Source organism: Cupriavidus sp. DF5525, assembly GCF_040149425.2.
Classification (GTDB): domain Bacteria; phylum Pseudomonadota; class Gammaproteobacteria; order Burkholderiales; family Burkholderiaceae; genus Cupriavidus; species Cupriavidus pickettii_A.
This window is the reverse complement of the sequence record NZ_CP168265.1, coordinates 4,185,264-4,203,215: the sequence shown is the minus strand read 5'-3', so window position 1 is coordinate 4,203,215 and position 17,952 is coordinate 4,185,264. Positions and strand designations below refer to the sequence as shown.

16 protein-coding genes are annotated in these 17,952 nt (G+C 65.4%); 13 read left to right on the top strand and 3 right to left on the bottom strand.

From position 1 onward, the window contains the following. Positions 1-71: 71 nt before the first annotated feature. Positions 72-1,076 carry a protein-methionine-sulfoxide reductase catalytic subunit MsrP gene (gene msrP, locus ABNX08_RS19605; RefSeq protein ID WP_022536844.1) on the top strand — a complete coding sequence of 335 codons (1,005 nt, stop codon included), beginning with the start codon at positions 72-74 and terminating at the stop codon, positions 1,074-1,076. Positions 1,077-1,089: 13 nt separating this feature from the next. After that, on the top strand, positions 1,090-1,785 hold the full coding sequence (gene msrQ, locus ABNX08_RS19600) for a protein-methionine-sulfoxide reductase heme-binding subunit MsrQ (protein ID WP_022536843.1): 696 nt from the start codon (positions 1,090-1,092) through the stop codon (positions 1,783-1,785). Positions 1,786-1,803: 18 nt separating this feature from the next. On the opposite strand, the gene lysA is transcribed toward msrQ, so the two are convergent. Together lysA and ABNX08_RS19590 are read right to left on the bottom strand one after the other, a co-directional pair. After that, entirely contained in the window at positions 1,804-3,063 is a 1,260-nt protein-coding gene (lysA, locus tag ABNX08_RS19595; protein WP_022536842.1) for a diaminopimelate decarboxylase, read from the bottom strand. Between the two features lie 2 nt (positions 3,064-3,065). After that, positions 3,066-3,293, bottom strand: a complete 228-nt coding sequence (locus ABNX08_RS19590; protein WP_374063628.1) for a hypothetical protein — start codon at positions 3,291-3,293, stop codon at positions 3,066-3,068. Positions 3,294-3,452: 159 nt separating this feature from the next. Between ABNX08_RS19590 and cyaY the strand changes: the two genes are divergently transcribed. Together cyaY and ABNX08_RS19580 are read left to right on the top strand one after the other, a co-directional pair. Next, complete coding sequence (gene cyaY / locus ABNX08_RS19585; RefSeq protein ID WP_022536840.1) at positions 3,453-3,788, top strand: iron donor protein CyaY; 336 nt, start codon at positions 3,453-3,455, stop codon at positions 3,786-3,788. A 371-nt stretch (positions 3,789-4,159) separates the two neighbouring features. After that, the gene (locus tag ABNX08_RS19580) at positions 4,160-5,674 is read left to right on the top strand and encodes a hypothetical protein (RefSeq protein WP_374063627.1); all 1,515 of its coding nucleotides are present in this window, start codon (positions 4,160-4,162) and stop codon (positions 5,672-5,674) included. A gap of 205 nt (positions 5,675-5,879) precedes the next feature. On the opposite strand, the gene ABNX08_RS19575 is transcribed toward ABNX08_RS19580, so the two are convergent. Next, positions 5,880-8,255, bottom strand: a complete 2,376-nt coding sequence (locus ABNX08_RS19575) for a penicillin-binding protein 1A (protein ID WP_022536838.1) — start codon at positions 8,253-8,255, stop codon at positions 5,880-5,882. 379 nt (positions 8,256-8,634) lie between these two features. Between ABNX08_RS19575 and pilM the strand changes: the two genes are divergently transcribed. From pilM to ABNX08_RS19530, 9 genes are all read left to right on the top strand, one after another. Next, complete coding sequence (gene pilM, locus ABNX08_RS19570) at positions 8,635-9,705, top strand: type IV pilus assembly protein PilM (protein ID WP_349605161.1); 1,071 nt, start codon at positions 8,635-8,637, stop codon at positions 9,703-9,705. Positions 9,706-9,723: 18 nt separating this feature from the next. Then, on the top strand, positions 9,724-10,398 hold the full coding sequence (locus ABNX08_RS19565; protein ID WP_022536836.1) for a PilN domain-containing protein: 675 nt from the start codon (positions 9,724-9,726) through the stop codon (positions 10,396-10,398). A 2-nt stretch (positions 10,399-10,400) separates the two neighbouring features. Next, positions 10,401-11,072, top strand: a complete 672-nt coding sequence (locus ABNX08_RS19560; protein WP_022536835.1) for a type 4a pilus biogenesis protein PilO — start codon at positions 10,401-10,403, stop codon at positions 11,070-11,072. Beyond that, on the top strand, positions 11,069-11,620 hold the full coding sequence (locus tag ABNX08_RS19555) for a pilus assembly protein PilP (protein WP_022536834.1): 552 nt from the start codon (positions 11,069-11,071) through the stop codon (positions 11,618-11,620). The genes ABNX08_RS19560 and ABNX08_RS19555 overlap by 4 nt, the downstream gene beginning before the upstream one ends. Further along, positions 11,617-13,737, top strand: a complete 2,121-nt coding sequence (gene pilQ, locus ABNX08_RS19550) for a type IV pilus secretin PilQ (RefSeq protein ID WP_022536833.1) — start codon at positions 11,617-11,619, stop codon at positions 13,735-13,737. Before ABNX08_RS19555 ends, pilQ begins: the two co-directional genes overlap by 4 nt. A 357-nt stretch (positions 13,738-14,094) precedes the next feature. Further along, a complete protein-coding gene (locus ABNX08_RS19545; RefSeq protein WP_041681165.1) occupies positions 14,095-14,655 on the top strand; it encodes a shikimate kinase in 561 nt (186 codons plus the stop codon). Next, positions 14,652-15,758 carry a 3-dehydroquinate synthase gene (gene aroB / locus ABNX08_RS19540; protein ID WP_022536831.1) on the top strand — a complete coding sequence of 369 codons (1,107 nt, stop codon included), beginning with the start codon at positions 14,652-14,654 and terminating at the stop codon, positions 15,756-15,758. The genes ABNX08_RS19545 and aroB overlap by 4 nt, the downstream gene beginning before the upstream one ends. 48 nt (positions 15,759-15,806) lie before the next feature. Continuing rightward, on the top strand, positions 15,807-16,943 hold the full coding sequence (locus tag ABNX08_RS19535; protein ID WP_022536830.1) for a deoxyguanosinetriphosphate triphosphohydrolase: 1,137 nt from the start codon (positions 15,807-15,809) through the stop codon (positions 16,941-16,943). A gap of 72 nt (positions 16,944-17,015) precedes the next feature. Next, a complete protein-coding gene (locus tag ABNX08_RS19530; protein ID WP_022536829.1) occupies positions 17,016-17,741 on the top strand; it encodes a transposase in 726 nt (241 codons plus the stop codon). Positions 17,742-17,952: the final 211 nt, after the last annotated feature.

Here is a 17,952-nt window from a genome sequence, read left to right as displayed (position 1 = left end):
GCGCGGCTGGTCAAAACCTGCATACGAGCCAGCGCATGGTGCGCGCGCCCGTATGCGCAACGAGGCACAACATGCTGATTCCGTCCCCCAAGTGGCTGCGTGGCGAAGATATTGCCGGCAGCGAGATCACGCCCCGCGATGTCTTTGCCTCGCGCCGCCGCCTGCTCGGCCTGGCCGCGGCCGGGGCCGCCGGCTCGGCACTGGCGCCCTGGCTGATGCGCGAAGCGCACGCGCAGGCCGGGCGCCACGGCCCCAAGCTGCCCGCTACCGCTAACAACACCTACGTCATCACGGAAAAGCGCACGCCTTACGAGGACGTGACCACCTACAACAACTTCTACGAGTTCGGCACCGACAAGTCCGACCCGGCGCGCAACGCCGGCACGCTGCGCCCGCGCCCCTGGCAGGTCTCGGTGGAGGGGCTGGTGAAGAAGCCCAAGGTCTATGATCTGGACGAGCTGATGAAGCTTGCCGCGCTGGAAGAGCGCGTCTATCGCCTGCGTTGCGTGGAGGGCTGGTCGATGGTGATCCCGTGGACCGGCTATCCGCTGGCCGAGCTGATCCGGCGCGTCGAGCCCCTGCCCGGTGCCAGGTACGTGCAGTTCATCACGCTGGCCGACAAGAAGCAGATGCCCGGCGTCAGCAGCGGCGTGCTCGACTGGCCCTACAGCGAGGGCCTGCGCATGGACGAGGCCATGCACCCGCTGGCGCTGCTGACCTTCGGCCTGTACGGCGAGGTGCTGCCCAACCAGAACGGCGCGCCGGTGCGCATGGTGGTGCCGTGGAAGTACGGCTTCAAGAGCGCCAAGTCGATCGTGAAGATCCGCTTTGTCGACAAGCAGCCGCCGACCAGCTGGAACCTGGCCGCTCCGCAGGAGTATGGCTTCTACTCGAACGTGAACCCGGACGTGGACCACCCGCGCTGGAGCCAGGCCACCGAGCGCCGCATCGGCGAGGACCGCGGCAGCGGCTTTGGCGCGCTGTTCGCGCCCAAGCGCAAGACCCTGCCGTTCAACGGGTACGGCCAGCAAGTGGCCGCGCTGTACCAGGGCATGGACCTGAAGAAGTTCTTCTGAGGCAAGGCAACGCATGGCTCTTCTCTCCACAGGCGCGGCCACTGCGGCCGCACGCAAACCGGGCGGCCTCGCACGCCTGGCCGCGCTTACGCCGCAGCGCGTGCGTGCGGTCAAGATCGCGGTCTGGCTGCTGGCGCTGCTGCCGTTCGTGCGGCTGCTGTACCTGGGCGCCACCGAGCAGTACGGTGCCAACCCGCTCGAATTCGTCACGCGTTCGACCGGCACCTGGACGCTGGTTATGCTGTGCCTGACGCTGACCATCACGCCGCTGCGCCGGCTCACGGGCTGGAACTGGCTGATCAGGCTGCGGCGCATGCTGGGTCTGTTTGCGTTCTTCTACGGGCTGCAGCACTTCCTGCTGTGGATCGGCGTGGACCGCGGGTTTGACCTCGCCTACATGGTCAAGGACGTGTACAAGCGGCCCTTTATCACGATGGGCTTCAGCGCCTTCGTGCTGATGATCCCGCTGGCGCTGACCTCGACCAACGGCATGGTGCGGCGCCTGGGCGGCAAGCGCTGGCAGGCGTTGCACCGGCTGGTTTATGCGATCGCCGTGCTGGCGATCCTGCACTACTGGTGGCACAAGGCGGGCAAGAACGACTTCAGTGAAGTGTCGATCTATGCCGCGGTGGTGTTTGTCCTGCTGGGGATGCGGGTGTGGTGGCGGGCGCGCACGCCGGCCAGTGGGGCGCGGCAGCCCGCCGCGTAGGCGGGCTGCGCCAGGGGATCAGTCCTGCAGCAGGCGCTCGTCGCGGAACAGGTCCTCGACCAGTTCGCGCTCGCGTACCAGGTGCACGTTGGCACCGTCCACCATCACTTCGGCGGCGCGCGGACGGGTGTTGTAGTTGGAGCTCATGGTGAAGCCGTAGGCGCCGGCCGACATCACCGCCAGCAGGTCGCCCGGTTCCAGCGCCAGCGCGCGGTCGCGGCCGAGCCAGTCGCCCGACTCGCACACCGGGCCAACGATGTCGTAGGTCACCGGCTGCGCGTCGCGCAGCGCCACCGGCTCGATGCGGTGATAGGCCTCGTACATGGCAGGACGCGCCAGGTCGTTCATGGCGGCATCGACGATGCAGAAATTCTTGGCCGCGCCGGGCTTCAGGAACTCCACCTGCGTCAGCAGCACGCCGGCGTTGCCTACCAGCGAGCGGCCCGGCTCGAACAGCACCTCGCGGTGGCCATGGCCACGCGCGGCCACGCGCTCCAGCAGCGTAGTGGCAAAGCCGGTGATGTCCGGCGGGGTTTCGTCGGTATAGGTGATGCCGAGGCCGCCACCCACGTCGATGTGTTCCAGGCGGATGCCTTCTCGCTCGAGCGCCTCGACCACGTCCAGCACCTTGTCCAGCGCTTCCAGGTAGGGCTCGACCTCAGTGATCTGCGAGCCGATATGGCAGTCGATGCCGGTCACTTCCAGGTGCGGCAGCGCGGCCGCGGCGCGGTAGGTCGGCAGCACGTCCTCGAAGGCGATGCCGAACTTGTTGCCTTTCAGGCCGGTGGAGATATACGGATGGGTCTTGGCGTCGACGTCCGGGTTGATGCGCAGCGAAACGCGTGCACGCTTGCCCACGCGGCCGGCCACTTCATTCAGGCGGTCCAGCTCGGGGATCGACTCCACGTTGAAGCAGCGCACGTCGTGCGCCAGCGCCAGCTCCATTTCCGCCGCGCTCTTGCCCACGCCGGAGAACACCACCTTGCGCGCGTCGCCGCCGGCGGCCAGCACGCGCTTGAGTTCGCCGCCCGAGACGATGTCGAAGCCCGCGCCCAGCTTGGCGAACACCTGCAGCACGGCCAGGTTGGAGTTCGCCTTCATGGCGTACTGCACCTGCGCGTTGCGGCCCTTGCAGGCGGCGGCGTAGGCCTGGTAGGCGGCGGTCAGCGCGGCACGCGAATACACGTAGGTGGGCGTACCGAATTCAGCGGCGATACGCGCCAGCGGCACCTGCTCGACGGCAAGCGCGCCGTCCTGGCGATGGAAAAATGCGGTCATGGTTATCGGGTGGTGGGGGCGGCGGGGGACGATGCGGGCTGCGCGGCAGGCGTGGCCGGTGCAGCCGGCACGGCGTCCGCACGGCCCAGGCCAGGATCGGGCGCGGTCGGCGCGGTCGGCTCGGGTGGCACTTTGGGCATGGTCAGCGGCCCGCGGATGCCGCATCCGCCCAGAAGGGGCATCGCAAGGGTGGCGGCAAACGCCGATACAATCGCAACACGACGTAGCATCGGGTCGTCCTTTAGGCTGTTGGCAAGGCATTGGATTGCCCGACGCAGCGGCCGAGGCATCCGCAGAATTCTCTACAAGTACTTCTTAACAAAAAACGCCGTTCGCGCCACGTACGCCCGGTCCGGGCAGCGGCGGCAACGGCGGTCTCGGAGTTTAGCATGCCCCCCTTGAGCGAAAGCGAGTTCCTGGCCCTGGCCACGCAGGAGCTGGACCGCATCGAAGCCGCGGTCGAGGCGGCCGCCGACGCGGCCGGCGCCGATATCGAAATCAGCCGCACCGGCAACGTGATGGAGCTGGAGTTCGAGAACGGCACCAAGATCATCATCAACAGCCAGGCACCGATGCAGGAACTGTGGGTGGCAGCGCGCGCCGGCGGCTTCCACTTCCGCCGCGACGGCGAGCGTTGGGTCGATACGCGCAATGGCGGCGAACTCTATGCGGCGCTGTCGGGCTACCTGAGCGAGCAGGCGGGCACGGCCCTCAAGCTGGGCTGAACTGCACCGCGCGATGGAAAGAACCACGTGGCAAGGGGGGTCGCTTAAAGTGTTGACGGGGGTAACGAGAGAAGCATAGAGTGCTGTATATCCATACAGTGCTCTAGGTAGGCCTTTGCTCCACACCTTTGAAGCCCGCCTCAATCTGACCCCCGAGTTAGCCGCCTTGTTGGCGGCTAACTCGGAACGCTGGTCGTGGGGCGCGCGTAAGGCTTGGAGTCTTCTGTATCGACAAAACCTCACTCGAACGACCGCCTACGCCACCTTAACGAGGGAAGGCTTTACCTCGCATCAAGTCGATTCCATGCTGAGGCAAGCTGAAATGCGCCATGCAGGCTTGGTCGAACTCAAAAAGTACGAACGAGGTCAGCTTGAGCTGGCCATTCAGCGACGAATGCGCACTAGCCGACAAAGGCAAGAAAATTCAGGCCCTGTCAAAACGGCAAGCCAAGCTACGCGCTCAACGCGATAAAGTAGCACCGAAGCCGGGGAAAGCCCGTTCAAACCGCTACCTTACGACGCTAGCCCGCCTACGGGAAGTCGATACCGAACTCGAATTTTGCCGCAACTGGGTTGCACAAAAAGAACGCGTTCTTACTGCCAAGCGCGGCAAGCTGTCCGCGCTGCTTAAAGCTATTGATGAAGGCCGCTACAGTCTCTGTTTTGGCTCGAAGAAGCTGCTTCAGCAGCGGCCCGGCGAACACAACACCGAGACCACTCCATTCGCCTCTGTCGAGGATTGGCACGAGGCCTGGGACACAGCCCGAAACGGTCAGGTCTGGTCGATAGGACATACGGCTAAGCCCAGCGGCAATAGCGAACTACAGTGGCTGCCGGATACCAACCAGTTGCGCGTCCGGTTGACGGACAAGCTTGCGCATGAACGCATGGACGCTTTGGGCATTCCTCGCAGCGGAGGGCCGCAAAAGGTGATGCCCCTTCGCATGAAATGCCGATTCATTGTGATTGACGGGGTCGACTTTGCCTCGCATCGGGGCGCGGCCCGCGCAGCGCTGATTGACGCGTTTGGAAAGCGGCCTGTCACAATGCGGCTCTTGCAAAGGCTATCACCGGCCGGCGAGCGCATTTGGTATCTGCAAGCGAGCGTTGACGTTCCCACCGGTTTCAACCCAGAGACCGCTCGCACTAGAGAGGCTGGTGTCCTTGGACTGGATTTGAATGCCCGGGGCGTTGCCTGGGCTGTGGTGAAGCCCGATGGGAACCGGTTGCGGGAGGGTCATCCGCAGAGCGGCTTTCTCGGCTGGGACCTAAAAGGCCTTTCCGACGCTGTACGCAAGCAAGTCATCGGAACAACCGTTGCAGAGCTTGCCCGCCTGGGCAAGCGCCTAGGCCTCGCAGTGGCCATCGAGAACCTGGATTTCGCGACGAAGAAGGCCGGCTTGCGCGCCGGCGGCGTCAACAAGCGATACAACGAGATGCTAAGCTCGTTTGCAAGCTCACAGTTCGCAGAGCTGATGACCCGTGCCTGTGAAAAAGCTCATGTTCGGCTCTATTTGGTGAACCCTTCGTACAGTTCGGTCGGAGGCTTCACCAAATATGGCCGTCCCAATCGAATCGGCGCGGATGAGTCCGCCTCTCTTTGGTTGGGCCGGCAAGCTTTGTACGGTATCCCCTGGAAGACAGTGGGTGCCCAGTGCTTCGTCAAGAGGCACAACGAGCGACTCGTCTTTTCGCACCTGCCAGCCACCCCGAAGCAGAGCAAGACGGCCCTGGCAGGGGCTCAATGGAGAGATGTCGCTCGGGCTCTAGGCAAGAACCGGAAGCGATGGGGTGAAAACCTCCGCAATTGGTTCCTCTGCCAGGTCGAAACCCCTTCCCCGCAGACCGTCTGCGAGCCTGATGTGGCGTCATTGCCAACGGGATAGAAGTGTGGTTTTCAGCTCGAGACCTCTAGGACCTCGAGCGGCGCAGTGAAAACTGCGTTTTGTCGCCGTGTTCTCTTGTGGAAGAAATTTTGCCTAAGAGAATGGCCATCTCTGCTAGTCCAGAGATGGCCATTGAGAATTACATCAACACTTTAAGCGACCGCCTAGGCCACGTGGCCGGCTTTCTGCTGTCTGGCGGCAGCCATCACGCCCCGCCAAACATCTCCAGGATCTTCCGCTTCTCCTGCTCCGTATCGGCCTGCGGGGTGGTCGACTCCTCCGGCTTGCCCGGCCACGGATCGCCCAGGCCCACCGAAGCCACCCCGGCGCCGCCGGCGTTCTCCTCGAAGGTCCAGTCGCCGCCCACCATCAGCACGCCTTCCGGCGCCGGCCGCTCGGGCGATTCCGGCACGCCCTTGAGCGCCTTGCTCATGTAGCCGACCCAGATCGGCAGCGCCAGGCCGCCACCGGTTTCGCGCACGCCCAGGCTCTTGGGCTGGTCGTAGCCCATCCAGGCGATCGCCACCAGGTTCGGCGTGTAGCCGGCGAACCAGGCATCGACCGCGTCGTTGGTGGTGCCGGTCTTGCCGGCCAGGTCATTGCGGCCCAGGCGCTGCTTGGCGCTGTTGGCGGTGCCGTAGCGCACCACGTCGCGCAGCATGGTGTCGGCGATAAAGGCCGTGCGCGCGTCCAGCACGCGCACCGCGTCGCTGCCGGCGCGCTGCGGATGGGTTTCGGAGATCACGTTGCCGCGCGCGTCCACCACCTTCTGGATCAGGTACGGGTTGACGCGGTAGCCGCCGTTGGCGAACACCGAGTACGCGCCCGCCATCTGCAGCGGCGTCACGGCGCCCGAGCCCAGCGCCATCGGCAGGTAGGCGGGGTGCTTGTCGGCCTCGAAGCCGAAGCGCGTGATGTAGTCCTGCGCGTACTGCGTGCCGATCGCGCGCAGGATCCGCACCGAGACCAGGTTCTTGGACTTGGCCAGCGCGCGGCGCATGGTCATCGGGCCTTCGAAGCGGCCGTCATAGTTCTTCGGCTCCCACACCTGGCCGCCGGTATCAGGGCCGATCGTCAGCGGCGCGTCGTTGATCACCGTGGCAGGCGAGAACCCCTTTTCCAGCGCCGCCGAGTAGATGAACGGCTTGAAGCTGGAGCCCGGCTGGCGCCAGGCCTGGGTCACGTGGTTGAACTTGTTGCGGTTGAAGTCGAAGCCGCCCACCATCGAACGGATTTCGCCGTCCTGCGGATTGATCGACACGAACGCGGCGGACACTTCCGGCAGCTGCGTGACCGACCAGTTGCCTTTCTCATCCTGGGTCACGCGGATGATCGCGCCCGGGCGCATCTTCATCTTCGGCTGCGCGTTGGCCGACAGCGACGGCGAGATAAAGCGCAGCGCCGAGCCTTCGATAGTCGCCACCTCGCCGGACAGCAGCGTCGCCTTCACTTGCTTGCCCGACACGCTGGTGACCACGGCCGAGCGCAGGTCGCCGCTGCCCGGGTGCTCGACCAGCGCATCGTCAATGGCCTGCTCGCGCTCGGCCGGATCGGAAGGCAGGTCGATAAAGGCCTCGGGGCCGCGGTAGCCGTGCTTGCGCTCGTAGTTCATGATGCCGCTGCGCACGGACTCGTAGGCGGCGTCCTGGTCGGGCTTGGTCAGCGTGGTGTAGACCGTCAGGCCGCGCGTGTAGGTCTCTTCACGGTACTGCGCGTACATCAGCTGGCGCACGATTTCCGCGACGTACTCGGCGTGGGTGGAGAACTCGTTGCCCTCGGTGCGCACCTTCAGCTCTGAGCGCACGGCCTCGTCGTACTGCTCGGGCGTGATGTAGCGCAGGTCGCGCATGCGCTGCAGGATGTATTCCTGGCGCACCTTGGCGCGGCGCGGGTTGACCACCGGGTTGTAGGCCGACGGCGCCTTGGGCAGGCCGGCCAGCATGGCGGCCTCGGCCGGCGTCACCTCGCGCACCGACTTGCCGAAGTACACGCGCGCGGCGCTGTCAAAGCCGTAGGCGCGCTGCCCCAGGTAGATCTGGTTCATGTACAGCTCGAGGATCTGGTCCTTGTTCAGGTTGGCCTCGATCTTGTACGCCAGCAGCATCTCGTAGATCTTGCGGGTATAGGTCTTCTCGCTGGACAGGAAGAAGTTGCGCGCCACCTGCATGGTGATGGTGGAGGCGCCCTGCGAGAGCCCGCCGCGCAGATTGGCCAGCCCGGCGCGCATTACGCCGACGAAGTCGACGCCGCCGTGTTCGTAGAAGCGGTCGTCCTCGATCGCCAGAACCGCCTTTTTCATCACGTCCGGGATTTCGGCGATGGGCACGAAGTTGCGCCGCTCTTCTCCGAATTCCCCGATCAGCACGTTGTCCGCGGTGTAGATGCGCAGCGGGATCTTGGGCCGGTAGTCGGTGATGGTGTCCAGCGACGGCAGGTTGGGCGCGGCCACCAGCAGCGCGTAGCCAAGCAGCAGCGCGATTACGACGGCGCCGGCGACAAGCAGTCCGACCGCCCCGAACATGAGCCGCGCCCAGATCGAGCGGCGGGCAGGGTGGGACGGCTTGTGTTGTGCGGTGGCCATAAGGGAAATACCTAGTCAGGGGTGCCCGGGATTATATCTTCCGGGATCGGGCCATCCGCGCGCCCAGTGCCCCGGGCGCCGCTATCGCGCTGTTACAAGATGTAATACGACGGATACCAGCTAGCAAGCCGAAGTTGCCTGCAACAGCCGGCTGCGGAAGGGAACCCGACGACCGTGGGGTTTTGGCAACGAAATGGCACGAGGCTTCTGAAAAAGTAGTCGTGGTCAGTTCGGCACATTGCCACCGGTGCTGGTTTTTGTGAGAATCGGCCAACATAAAAGAGCAAAGGTTTCATTCAAGAAACACGGCTCGCCCGATTAGAGCGTTGACGCCAGGGGCGAGTTCAAATGTCAGGGGGTCACCTTGCGACGGGGCATTTTGTCGGGGCTTCTGCGCCGGACTACGGTCGGCGTAGATATCGGGTCGTCCAGTGTCAAGGTAGTCGAGCTGTCCGTAGGGGGCAGCAGGCAGGACTATCGGCTGGAAAAATGCGCCAGCGAACTGCTGGACCGCAACGCCGTTGCCGATGGCAACGTCATCAATATCGAGGCAGTCGGGATCGCGCTCAAGCGCGCGCTCGGCAAGGCTGGCATCCGCTCGAAAGACGTGGTGCTGGGCGTGCCATCCATGCTGACCGAATCGCAGACGGTCAGCCTGCCGGACAACCTGTCCGAAGACGAGCTTTACTCCCAGGTCGAATCCGAGGCGCACCGGCTCTATCCGCCGTCGCAGGCGGTCAACTTCGACTTTGCCGTGATCGGTCCGAGCGAAACCGAGGGCGGCATCGGCGTGCGCGTCACCGCGGCCAACAGCGACCGCGTGCAGGAGCGCGTGACCGCGGCGGAGATGGCCGGGCTCAAGCCCCAGGTGATGGACGTCGAGGAATACGCGGTGCAGCGCTCGATCGTGCAGATGCTGGGCGTGCCGCAGGAAATGTCCGAGGCCGATGCCCGCGCGCTACCGGTGGTGGCGGTGGTCCACCTGGGCGGCAGCCGCTCCAAGGCGATCTTCTACCAGGGCTGGAAAGAGCTGTACGAACAGCCGCTGAACAGCTACGGCGACCAGCTCACGCAGAGCGCCGCGCGCATGTTCACGCTCGACGCGCTCAAGGCCGAGATCAAGAAACGCAAGAACACGCTGCCTGAAGCCTGGCGCGGGCAACTGCTCAAGCCGTCGCTGGACGCGCTGGCGATGGAAGTGCAGGCCGCGATCGGCAACTTCATCTCCAGCTCCAGCCTGGGGCGGGTCGACGAGATCCTGCTGTCGGGCGGCCATGCTTCGCTGCTCGGCGTGCAGGCGGCGATCCAGCAGCAGACCAAGATCACCACCACGCTGGCGAACCCGTTCGCCAACATGGCGACCAACGCCAAGGTCAACGAGCGCTACCTGCAGCGCGACCTTCCGGCGTATATCGTCAGTGCCGGCCTCGCATTGCGCGGCCTGCAATAACGCACCGGAGGCATTCGAATGTCTACGAACACGCTGCCTTCGGTCAACCTGCTGCCCTACCACGAAGCCCGCAAGGCGGCTCGCCGCAAGAAGGTCTATTCGATGCTGGGCGCCGCCGCGGCCGGCGGCGCGGCGGTGGTGCTGCTGGGCGGGCTCTATATCGACGGGCGCATTGATTCCGAGGTCGCGCTCAACCAGGTGCTGAGTGCCGAGAACGCCAAACTGGACGGGCAGATCCGCGAGGTCAACAGCCTCAAGAAAGATATCGACGCGCTGCTGCAACGGCAGAAGGCGGTGGAAAGCCTGCAGACCGAGCGCAACCGCCCGGTGCAACTGCTCGAGGAACTGGTGCGGCAGGTGCCGGAAGGCGTCTACCTGACCAGCCTCAAGCAGACCGGAGAGTCCTTCACCATCGCGGGGGTGGCGCAGTCCAACGAGCGCATTTCCGAACTGCTGCGCAACCTGAGCGGCGTGGCCTGGCTGGACAAGGCCGAGCTGGTCGAGTCCAAGGCGGTCACCATGACCAACAACCTGCGCGAGCAGCGCCGCCTGTTCGACTTCTCGATGCGCTTTGCCTACCGCGCGCCGGGAACGCCGCAGGGCGCGGACGGCAAGAAGGCCGCGCCGGCAGCTTCCGCACCAGCCGTACCGACACCCGCATCCGCAGCAGCCCCCGCAGCCGGAAAGGCCTGACCATGGCGCTCAATACCGAAATCAACCTGGCTGACCTCACCAGCCAGTTCCGCGGGCTCAACCTGAACGAGCCGGAAACCTGGCCGGCCGCGCCGCGCGTGCTGTTCGCGGTAATGGCCGCGGCGCTGGTGCTGCTGCTGGGCTGGCAGTTCTACTGGAGCGCCAAATTCGACGAACTCGACCGCCAGCGCCAGGAGCAGGAAAGCCTCAGGCAGGCGTACCAGTCCAAGGTGACGCAGGTGGCCAACCTCGACGCGCTGCGCGAGCAGAAGAAGCAGGTGGAGCAGCGCGTGGCGCTGCTCGAGCGCCAGCTCCCCAACAAGACCGAAATGGACGCGCTGCTGGCTGACGTCAACCACGCCGGCGTCGCGCGCGGCCTGCAGTTCGAGCTGTTCAAGCCGCAGGCGGCGGTGATCAAGCCTTACTTTGCCGAGATCCCGGTGAACCTGCGCGTGACCGGCCGCTACCACGAGGTGGCGCAGTTCAATGCCGACGTGGCCGCGCTGTCGCGCATCGTGTCGATGCAGAACCTGCAACTGGCCAATACCAAGGACGGCGGGCTATCGATGGAGGCAGTGGCGATGGCCTACCGCGCGCTCGATCCCGAAGAACAGGCCGCGCAGCGCAAGGCCGCCGCGGCCGCCGCCGCCGCCAAGCAGGGAGGTGCCAAATGAGCCGCACCGTCCGTATCCGTAGCCTGGCATGGGCCGCAGCGCCGCGTACGGTCGCGGTTGCAGCGCTCGCGGTCGGCCTGCTGGGCGCCTGCGGCGCCAGCGACGAAGCCGCGCTGCGACAGTGGATGGACGCCACCCGCAACGCCCGCGCCAAACCGCCTGAGCCGCTGCCGGAGGCCCGCCCCTACGTGCCGCGCGAGTACGCCGTGGCCAACGCGCCCGAGCCGTTCGCGCAGGCCAAGATCGGCGAGCTGAACAAGACGCTGCCGGATTCGCCCGAGGCCGGGCGGCGCCGCGAGCCGCTGGAAGACTACCCGCTCGAGAACTTCAAGATGCTCGGGATGATGAAGAAGAACGGGGAAACCTTCGGCATCGTAAGAGTTGATAACAAGATCCACCACATCAAGGTGGGTCAGTATCTCGGCCAGAGCTATGGCCGGGTGGTCCGCATCACCGATCAGGAGATCGTGTTGCGTGAATTGGTCCGGGAGGGGGTATCAGAGTGGAAAGAGAAAATGACCAGCCTGAAGCTGGAGGTGGCGGCATGACCCTCGCGCGCTGGTACCGTGCGCTCGCGGGCGCCGTGATGACGACGCTGGTGCTGGCCGCTCCGGCCGCGCTGGCACAAAGCAACCGGGTCAAGTCGGTGGACGCCAGCGTGGTCGGCGAGCAGACCGTGTTGACGATCGAGCTCGAACGGCCGCCGGCGCAGAAGCCGGTGGACTTCACCACGCAGAACCCGGCACGGCTGGCGATCGATTTCTTTGATACCGGCTTTGCCAACCGGCGCGCGCAGTATGACTACGGCGGCAAGCTGGTCAAGACTGCCAACGTAGTGCAGATAGGCGACCGCACCCGCGTGATCGTCGACCTCACGCGCACCGCCACCTATCGCACCGAGGTGCGCGGCAACTACTTCGTGGTGGCGCTGGATAATGTGGCGCCCGCGGTCAAGAGCGCCGCGCCAACGTTTGCGCCGGCCGCGACAGTGACGCCGGTGGCCGCTGCGGCGCGGCCGTCGGTGCGCAATATCGACTTCCGTCGCGGTGCCGACGGTGCCGGGCGCGTGGTGGTGGACCTGTCATCGCGCGACTCGGGCATCAATATCGCGCAGCAGGGCAAGCACGTGGTGGTCGACTTCCTCGGCACCACGCTGCCCGACAACCTGCGCCGTCGCTACGACGTCAGCGACTTCGGCACGCCGGTGCAGAGCCTGCGCGCCAACGATGCCAACGGCAACGCGCGCCTGACCATCGAGCCGAACGGCAACTGGGAGTACAGCTCTTACCAGACCGACACCCAGTTCGTGGTCGAAGTGCGTCCGGTCAAGGAGGACCCGACCAAGCTGATCAGCGGCCCGGGCTACCGCGGCGAGCGCCTGTCGCTGAACTTCCAGAACATCGACATCCGCTCGCTGCTGCAGGTGTTTGCCGATTTCACCAACCTGAACATCATCACCAGCGAAAGCGTGCAGGGCAACCTGACGCTGCGTCTGAAGGACGTGCCGTGGGACCAGGCGCTGCAGATCGTGATGGATGCCAAGGGGCTGGCGTCGCGCCGCAATGGCAATGTGCTGTGGGTGGCGCCCAAGGCCGAGCTGCAGACCAAGGAAAAGCTCGAACTGGAGTCGCAACAGCAGATCAATGATCTCGAGCCGATCCGCAGCCAGGTGTTCCAGCTCAACTACCAGCGCGCCGAGGACGTGCGCCGGATGCTGCTGGGCATGAACGCCGGCGGCGGCGGCAGTGCCGTGCCCGCGGTCGGTGCGGCGGGAGCGGCGGGCGCCAGTGCGCGCATGCTGTCCAAGCGCGGTTCGCTGACGGCCGATGCGCGTACCAACCAGTTGTTCGTGTCGGATATCGCCAGCAAGCTGGAAGAGGTGCAGAGCTTTGTCGGCAAGATCGATATCCCGGTGCGCCAGGTGATCATCGAGGCGCGCATCGTCGAGGCCACCGATTCCTTCAGCCGCAACCTGGGTGTGAAGCTGGGCTTTGCCGGGCAGTACAACAACGCCCGCGTCGGCAACACGTACAACAACGTGCTGCCCGGGGCGACTTCCGACAACGGCCCGTTCCTGAGCCTGCCGGCCGGCGCCATCAACGGCACCAACCCCGCCAATGTCGCGGTCAGCCTGTTCAACAGCGCCGCCACCAAATTCCTGGCACTGGAGTTGTCGGCGCTGGAAGCGGACGGCAAGGGCAAGATCATCTCCAGCCCGCGCGTGGTCACGGCCAACAACATCAAGGCGCTGATCGAGCAGGGTACCGAGCTGCCGTACCAGGCGGCGACCTCCAGCGGTGCTACCTCGGTGCAGTTCCGCAAGGCCAACCTGAAGCTGGAGGTGACGCCGCAGATCACGCCCGAAGGCAATGTCCTGCTGGACGTGGACGTGAACAAGGACAGCGTGGGCATCCAGACCACCTCGGGCTTTGCCATCGACACCAAGCACGTGCAGACCCAGGTGCTGGTGGAGAACGGCGGCACGGTGGTGATCGGCGGCATCTACACCCAGACGGAGTCCAACGACACCGACAAGGTGCCGCTGCTGGGCGATATCCCGGTGCTGGGCTACCTGTTCAAGAGCAACGCCAAGGTGCGCAACCGCACCGAGCTGCTGGTGTTCCTGACGCCGCGGATCCTGAACGACAGCGTGTCGCTGAGGTAGGCGGAAGCCGGCGGTGGTCCGCGCATCGGGCGGGATACAGTAGACTGACAGGCCGCATCGACCGATGCGGCCATTTTTTTTTGCGCACCGCGGCCGTCCGGGCGAGGAGACGGCCCTGGGAGGACGGGTCGGATCCCGGCATGTGGCCCATGCTGCATCCGCCACTTGCCGGGCGCGCCACAACATAAGAAGATGATGCAGTTCCCAACCGGGGAGGACGGCCCGCATGCCGCGCTCCCGAACGACAGTCCAGTGACAGCCTCAGCGACAGGGCCGGCGGCACAGCGCCCCGCTCCGGATCGACGCGACTCCGATCTACCGGAATCCGATCGACCGAACCTCTTTTTCGTCGGCCTGATGGGCGCCGGCAAGACCACCGTGGGCCGCACGGTGGCGCGGCGCCTGCACTATCCGTTCTTCGATTCCGATCACGAGCTCGAGGCGCACTGCGGCGTGCGCATCCCGGTGATCTTCGAACACGAGGGCGAGGCGGGCTTCCGCGACCGCGAAGCCGCCATGATCCGCGAGCTGGCCGAGCGCCAGGGCATCGTGCTGGCCACCGGCGGCGGCGCCGTGCTGCGTGCCGAGAACCGCGAGGTGCTGAAGGCTCGCGGCACGGTCGTGTACCTGCGCGCCAGCCCACACGACCTGTGGCTGCGCACCCGCCACGACCGCAACCGCCCGCTGCTGCAGACCGAGGATCCCAAGGGCAAGCTCGAGGCGCTGTACGCCGAGCGCGACCCGCTTTACCGCGAGGTGGCGGACTTCATCATCGAAACCGGCAAGCCCTCGGTGGCGCAGCTTGCTAATATGGTGTTGATGCAACTCGAAATGGCCGGTTTCCCGATCGATCCCCCGCAGCCGGCCGCCGAGCAGTCCGGCCAGCCCGGGCAGCCGGCGCAGGACCCCAATCCATGATTACGCTTGAAGTTGACCTGGGAGCGCGAAGCTACCCCATCCATATTGGCACCGGCCTGCTCGACAACGCCGAGCTGCTGCGCCCGCACGTGCGCGGGCAACACGCCGTCATCGTCACCAATGAAACCGTGGGGCCGCTGTACGCGGCGCGGGTGGAAGCCAGCCTGAAGGCGCTGGGCAAGACCGTGCGCACCGTGACGCTGCCCGACGGAGAAGCCTTCAAGCACTGGGAAACGTTGAACCTGATCTTCGACGCGCTGCTGCGGGCCGGCGCCGACCGCAAGACCACGCTGGTCGCGCTGGGCGGCGGCGTGGTGGGCGACATGACCGGGTTTGCGGCCGCTTGCTACATGCGCGGCGTGCCCTTCATCCAGATGCCAACCACGCTGCTGGCGCAGGTCGATTCGTCGGTGGGCGGCAAGACCGGGATCAACCATCCGCTCGGCAAGAACATGATCGGCGCGTTCCACCAGCCCAACGCGGTGATCGCCGACATCGACACGCTGCGCACGCTGCCCCCGCGCGAGCTGGCCGCTGGCATGGCCGAGGTGATCAAGCATGGCGCCATCGCCGATGCGGAGTACTTTGGCTGGATCGAGCGCAATATCAAGGCGCTGAACGACTGCGCCCCGGAACTGATGGCGGTGGCCGTGCAGCGCTCGTGCGAGATCAAGGCCGGCGTGGTGGCGCAGGACGAGCGCGAGGGCGGCCTGCGCGCCATCCTCAATTTCGGCCACACCTTCGGCCACGCGATCGAGGCGGGCATGGGCTACGGCGCATGGCTGCACGGCGAGGCGGTGGGCTGCGGCATGGTGATGGCCGCCGACCTGTCGCACCGGCTTGGATTTATCGATATCGAGACGCTCGCGCGCATCCGCACGCTGACCCAGGCGGCCATGCTGCCGGTGGTGGCGCCGGAACTGGGCACCGATCGCTATATCGAACTGATGAAGGTCGACAAGAAGGCCGAGGCCGGCAGCATCAAGTTCATCCTGCTGAAGAAGCTCGGCGAGGCGTTCATTACCACCGTGCCCGATGCCGACCTGCGTGCCACGCTGCAGCACGCCGTTCTTAAACCTCCCACCGAGGCCACGGTCGCGTGATCGATCGGTTATGCCTCGCAACCCTGACCCAGCTCACCGGATTGCCGCATGACCGACTTTGAAAGCCATCTCGCCCCGTACGCCGCCCGCTCCGCGCAGACGCGCGGGCGGGTGCATGCCGAACCCGCGTCGCTGTCGCGCAGCGAATTCCAGCGCGACCGCGACCGGGTCATCCACAGCACGGCGTTCCGGCGGCTCGAGTACAAGACCCAGGTCTTCGTCAACCATGAGGGAGACCTGTTCCGCACCCGCCTGACCCATAGCCTGGAGGTGGCGCAGATCGCCCGCTCGATCGCGCGCAACCTGCGCCTCAACGAAGACCTGGTCGAGGCCATCTCGCTGGCGCACGACCTGGGCCATACGCCCTTTGGCCACGCCGGGCAGGATGCGCTCAACACCTGCATGAAGAATCACGGCGGCTTCGAGCACAACCTGCAGAGCCTGCTGGTGGTGGACGAGCTGGAAGAGCGCTACGGCGGCTTCAACGGGCTGAACCTGACCTTCGAGACGCGCGAGGGCATCCTCAAGCATTGCTCGCGCGTCAATGCCGCGGCGCTGGGCGAGCTGGGCCGGCGCTTCCTGGAAGGCACGCAGCCGTCGCTGGAGGCGCAACTGGCCAACCTGGCCGACGAGATTGCCTACAACAACCACGATATTGATGACGGCCTGCGCTCCGGCCTGCTGACGCTGGAACAGCTCGACGAAGTACCGATGTGGGAGCGCCACCGTGCCGAGGTGGCTGATGCCTTCCCCGGCATCAACGGCCGCCGCGCCATCAACGAGACGGTCCGGCGCATGATCAACACGCTGATCGTCGACCTGATCGAGACCACCAGCAGCAATATCGCCGCGGTCAACCCGCGCAATATCGACGCGGTTCGCGCCGCCGGCCCGCTGGTCGGCTTCAGCCCGCAGATCCACGAGGAAGCCGCGGCGCTCAAGCGCTTCCTGTTCCGGCACCTGTACCGGCACTACCTGGTGATGCGCATGTCGGCCAAGGCGCAGCGCATCGTCGGCGACCTGTTCCAGGCCTTTATGTCCGATCCACGCCTGCTGCCGCCACAGTACCAGGCCGGCCACGGCACCGAGCAGCCGCGGCTGATCGCGCATTACATCGCCGGCATGACCGACCGCTACGCGATCCGCGAGCATCGCCGCATCTTTGCCGTGAGCGAGGGCAACTGACAGCGGCGCGCCTGCGCATAATTGGGGACGGATCAGGCTATCATGCGGGCATCGATGCTCGCATGACCTGTCATGGCCCGCCTTCCCCGTTTCTCTCCCGCCGGTCTTCCCGCCCTGGTGTTGCAACGCGGCAACAACCGCCAGGACGTCTTCCTCGGTCCCGACGACTACCTGCACTACCTCGACTGCCTGCGCATGGCCGCGCGCGAGCATGACCTTGCGCTCCACGCCTACACGCTGCGGCCCAACCACGTGCACCTGGTGGCCACGCCCAAGGGGCCGGATTCACTGAGCCTGACCATGCAGGCGGTCGGCCGTCGCTACGCACGCTATTTCAACCGTGTGGCCGAGCGCACTGGCACGCTGTGGGAAGGGCGCTTCCGCTCGGCGGTGTTCGACCCGGCCCAGTGGATGCTGCCGGCCATGCTTTATGTCGAAGCGAACGCGCTGCGCGCCGGGGAGGTGAGCACGCCGGAGGCCGACCGCTGGAGCAGCTACCGCCATCACGCCGGCATCGAGGCCAGCCCGTTTGTAAGCGACCACTCTGCTTACTGGGAACTGGGCAATACGCCGTTCGAGCGCCAGTCCAACTATCGTTCGCTGACTGCCGAAGGCCTGTCGACCAAAACGCTGGCCACGCTGCGCAGTCACGCGCATAGCGGCTGGCCTCTTGGCGGCGAAGCATTCCTGGCGCAACTCGAACGCCATGCGACCCGGCGCGTTCAGCCGCTCCCGAAAGGGCGCCCCAAAAAGGTGCAAGCACCCACGGAAGACGTGGCCCAGTCGACGCAAAAATAACGTGTCCCCATTTAATCCGATCACCGAAACGGTGCGAATATTAATGTGTTCTGACCCTATTTAAAAATTTTGCGAGCCGAATAAGATTCCCATATAGTTGCTCCACCCACAGTAATTGTGCGGCGCGTCACGCTCGTGTACGCCGCTGCGGCCCGCAGACAGCTTCGTCCCCATTTCCCTTCCCGCCGGTCCACCGGTTTGGGTGGATATC

Bases quoted from the DNA above. Each gene is read 5' to 3' on its own strand.
- msrP (WP_022536844.1), top strand. From the start codon at position 72: ATGCTGATTCCGTCCCCCAAGTGGCTGCGTGGCGAAGATATTGCCGGC.
- msrQ (WP_022536843.1), top strand. From the start codon at position 1,090: ATGGCTCTTCTCTCCACAGGCGCGGCCACTGCGGCCGCACGCAAACCG.
- lysA (WP_022536842.1), bottom strand. From the start codon at position 3,063: ATGACCGCATTTTTCCATCGCCAGGACGGCGCGCTTGCCGTCGAGCAG.
- ABNX08_RS19590 (WP_374063628.1), bottom strand. From the start codon at position 3,293: ATGCTACGTCGTGTTGCGATTGTATCGGCGTTTGCCGCCACCCTTGCG.
- cyaY (WP_022536840.1), top strand. From the start codon at position 3,453: ATGCCCCCCTTGAGCGAAAGCGAGTTCCTGGCCCTGGCCACGCAGGAG.
- ABNX08_RS19575 (WP_022536838.1), bottom strand. From the start codon at position 8,255: ATGGCCACCGCACAACACAAGCCGTCCCACCCTGCCCGCCGCTCGATC.
- ABNX08_RS19565 (WP_022536836.1), top strand. From the start codon at position 9,724: ATGTCTACGAACACGCTGCCTTCGGTCAACCTGCTGCCCTACCACGAA.
- ABNX08_RS19560 (WP_022536835.1), top strand. From the start codon at position 10,401: ATGGCGCTCAATACCGAAATCAACCTGGCTGACCTCACCAGCCAGTTC.
- ABNX08_RS19555 (WP_022536834.1), top strand. From the start codon at position 11,069: ATGAGCCGCACCGTCCGTATCCGTAGCCTGGCATGGGCCGCAGCGCCG.
- pilQ (WP_022536833.1), top strand. From the start codon at position 11,617: ATGACCCTCGCGCGCTGGTACCGTGCGCTCGCGGGCGCCGTGATGACG.
- ABNX08_RS19545 (WP_041681165.1), top strand. From the start codon at position 14,095: ATGGGCGCCGGCAAGACCACCGTGGGCCGCACGGTGGCGCGGCGCCTG.
- aroB (WP_022536831.1), top strand. From the start codon at position 14,652: ATGATTACGCTTGAAGTTGACCTGGGAGCGCGAAGCTACCCCATCCAT.
- ABNX08_RS19535 (WP_022536830.1), top strand. From the start codon at position 15,807: ATGACCGACTTTGAAAGCCATCTCGCCCCGTACGCCGCCCGCTCCGCG.
- ABNX08_RS19530 (WP_022536829.1), top strand. From the start codon at position 17,016: ATGGCCCGCCTTCCCCGTTTCTCTCCCGCCGGTCTTCCCGCCCTGGTG.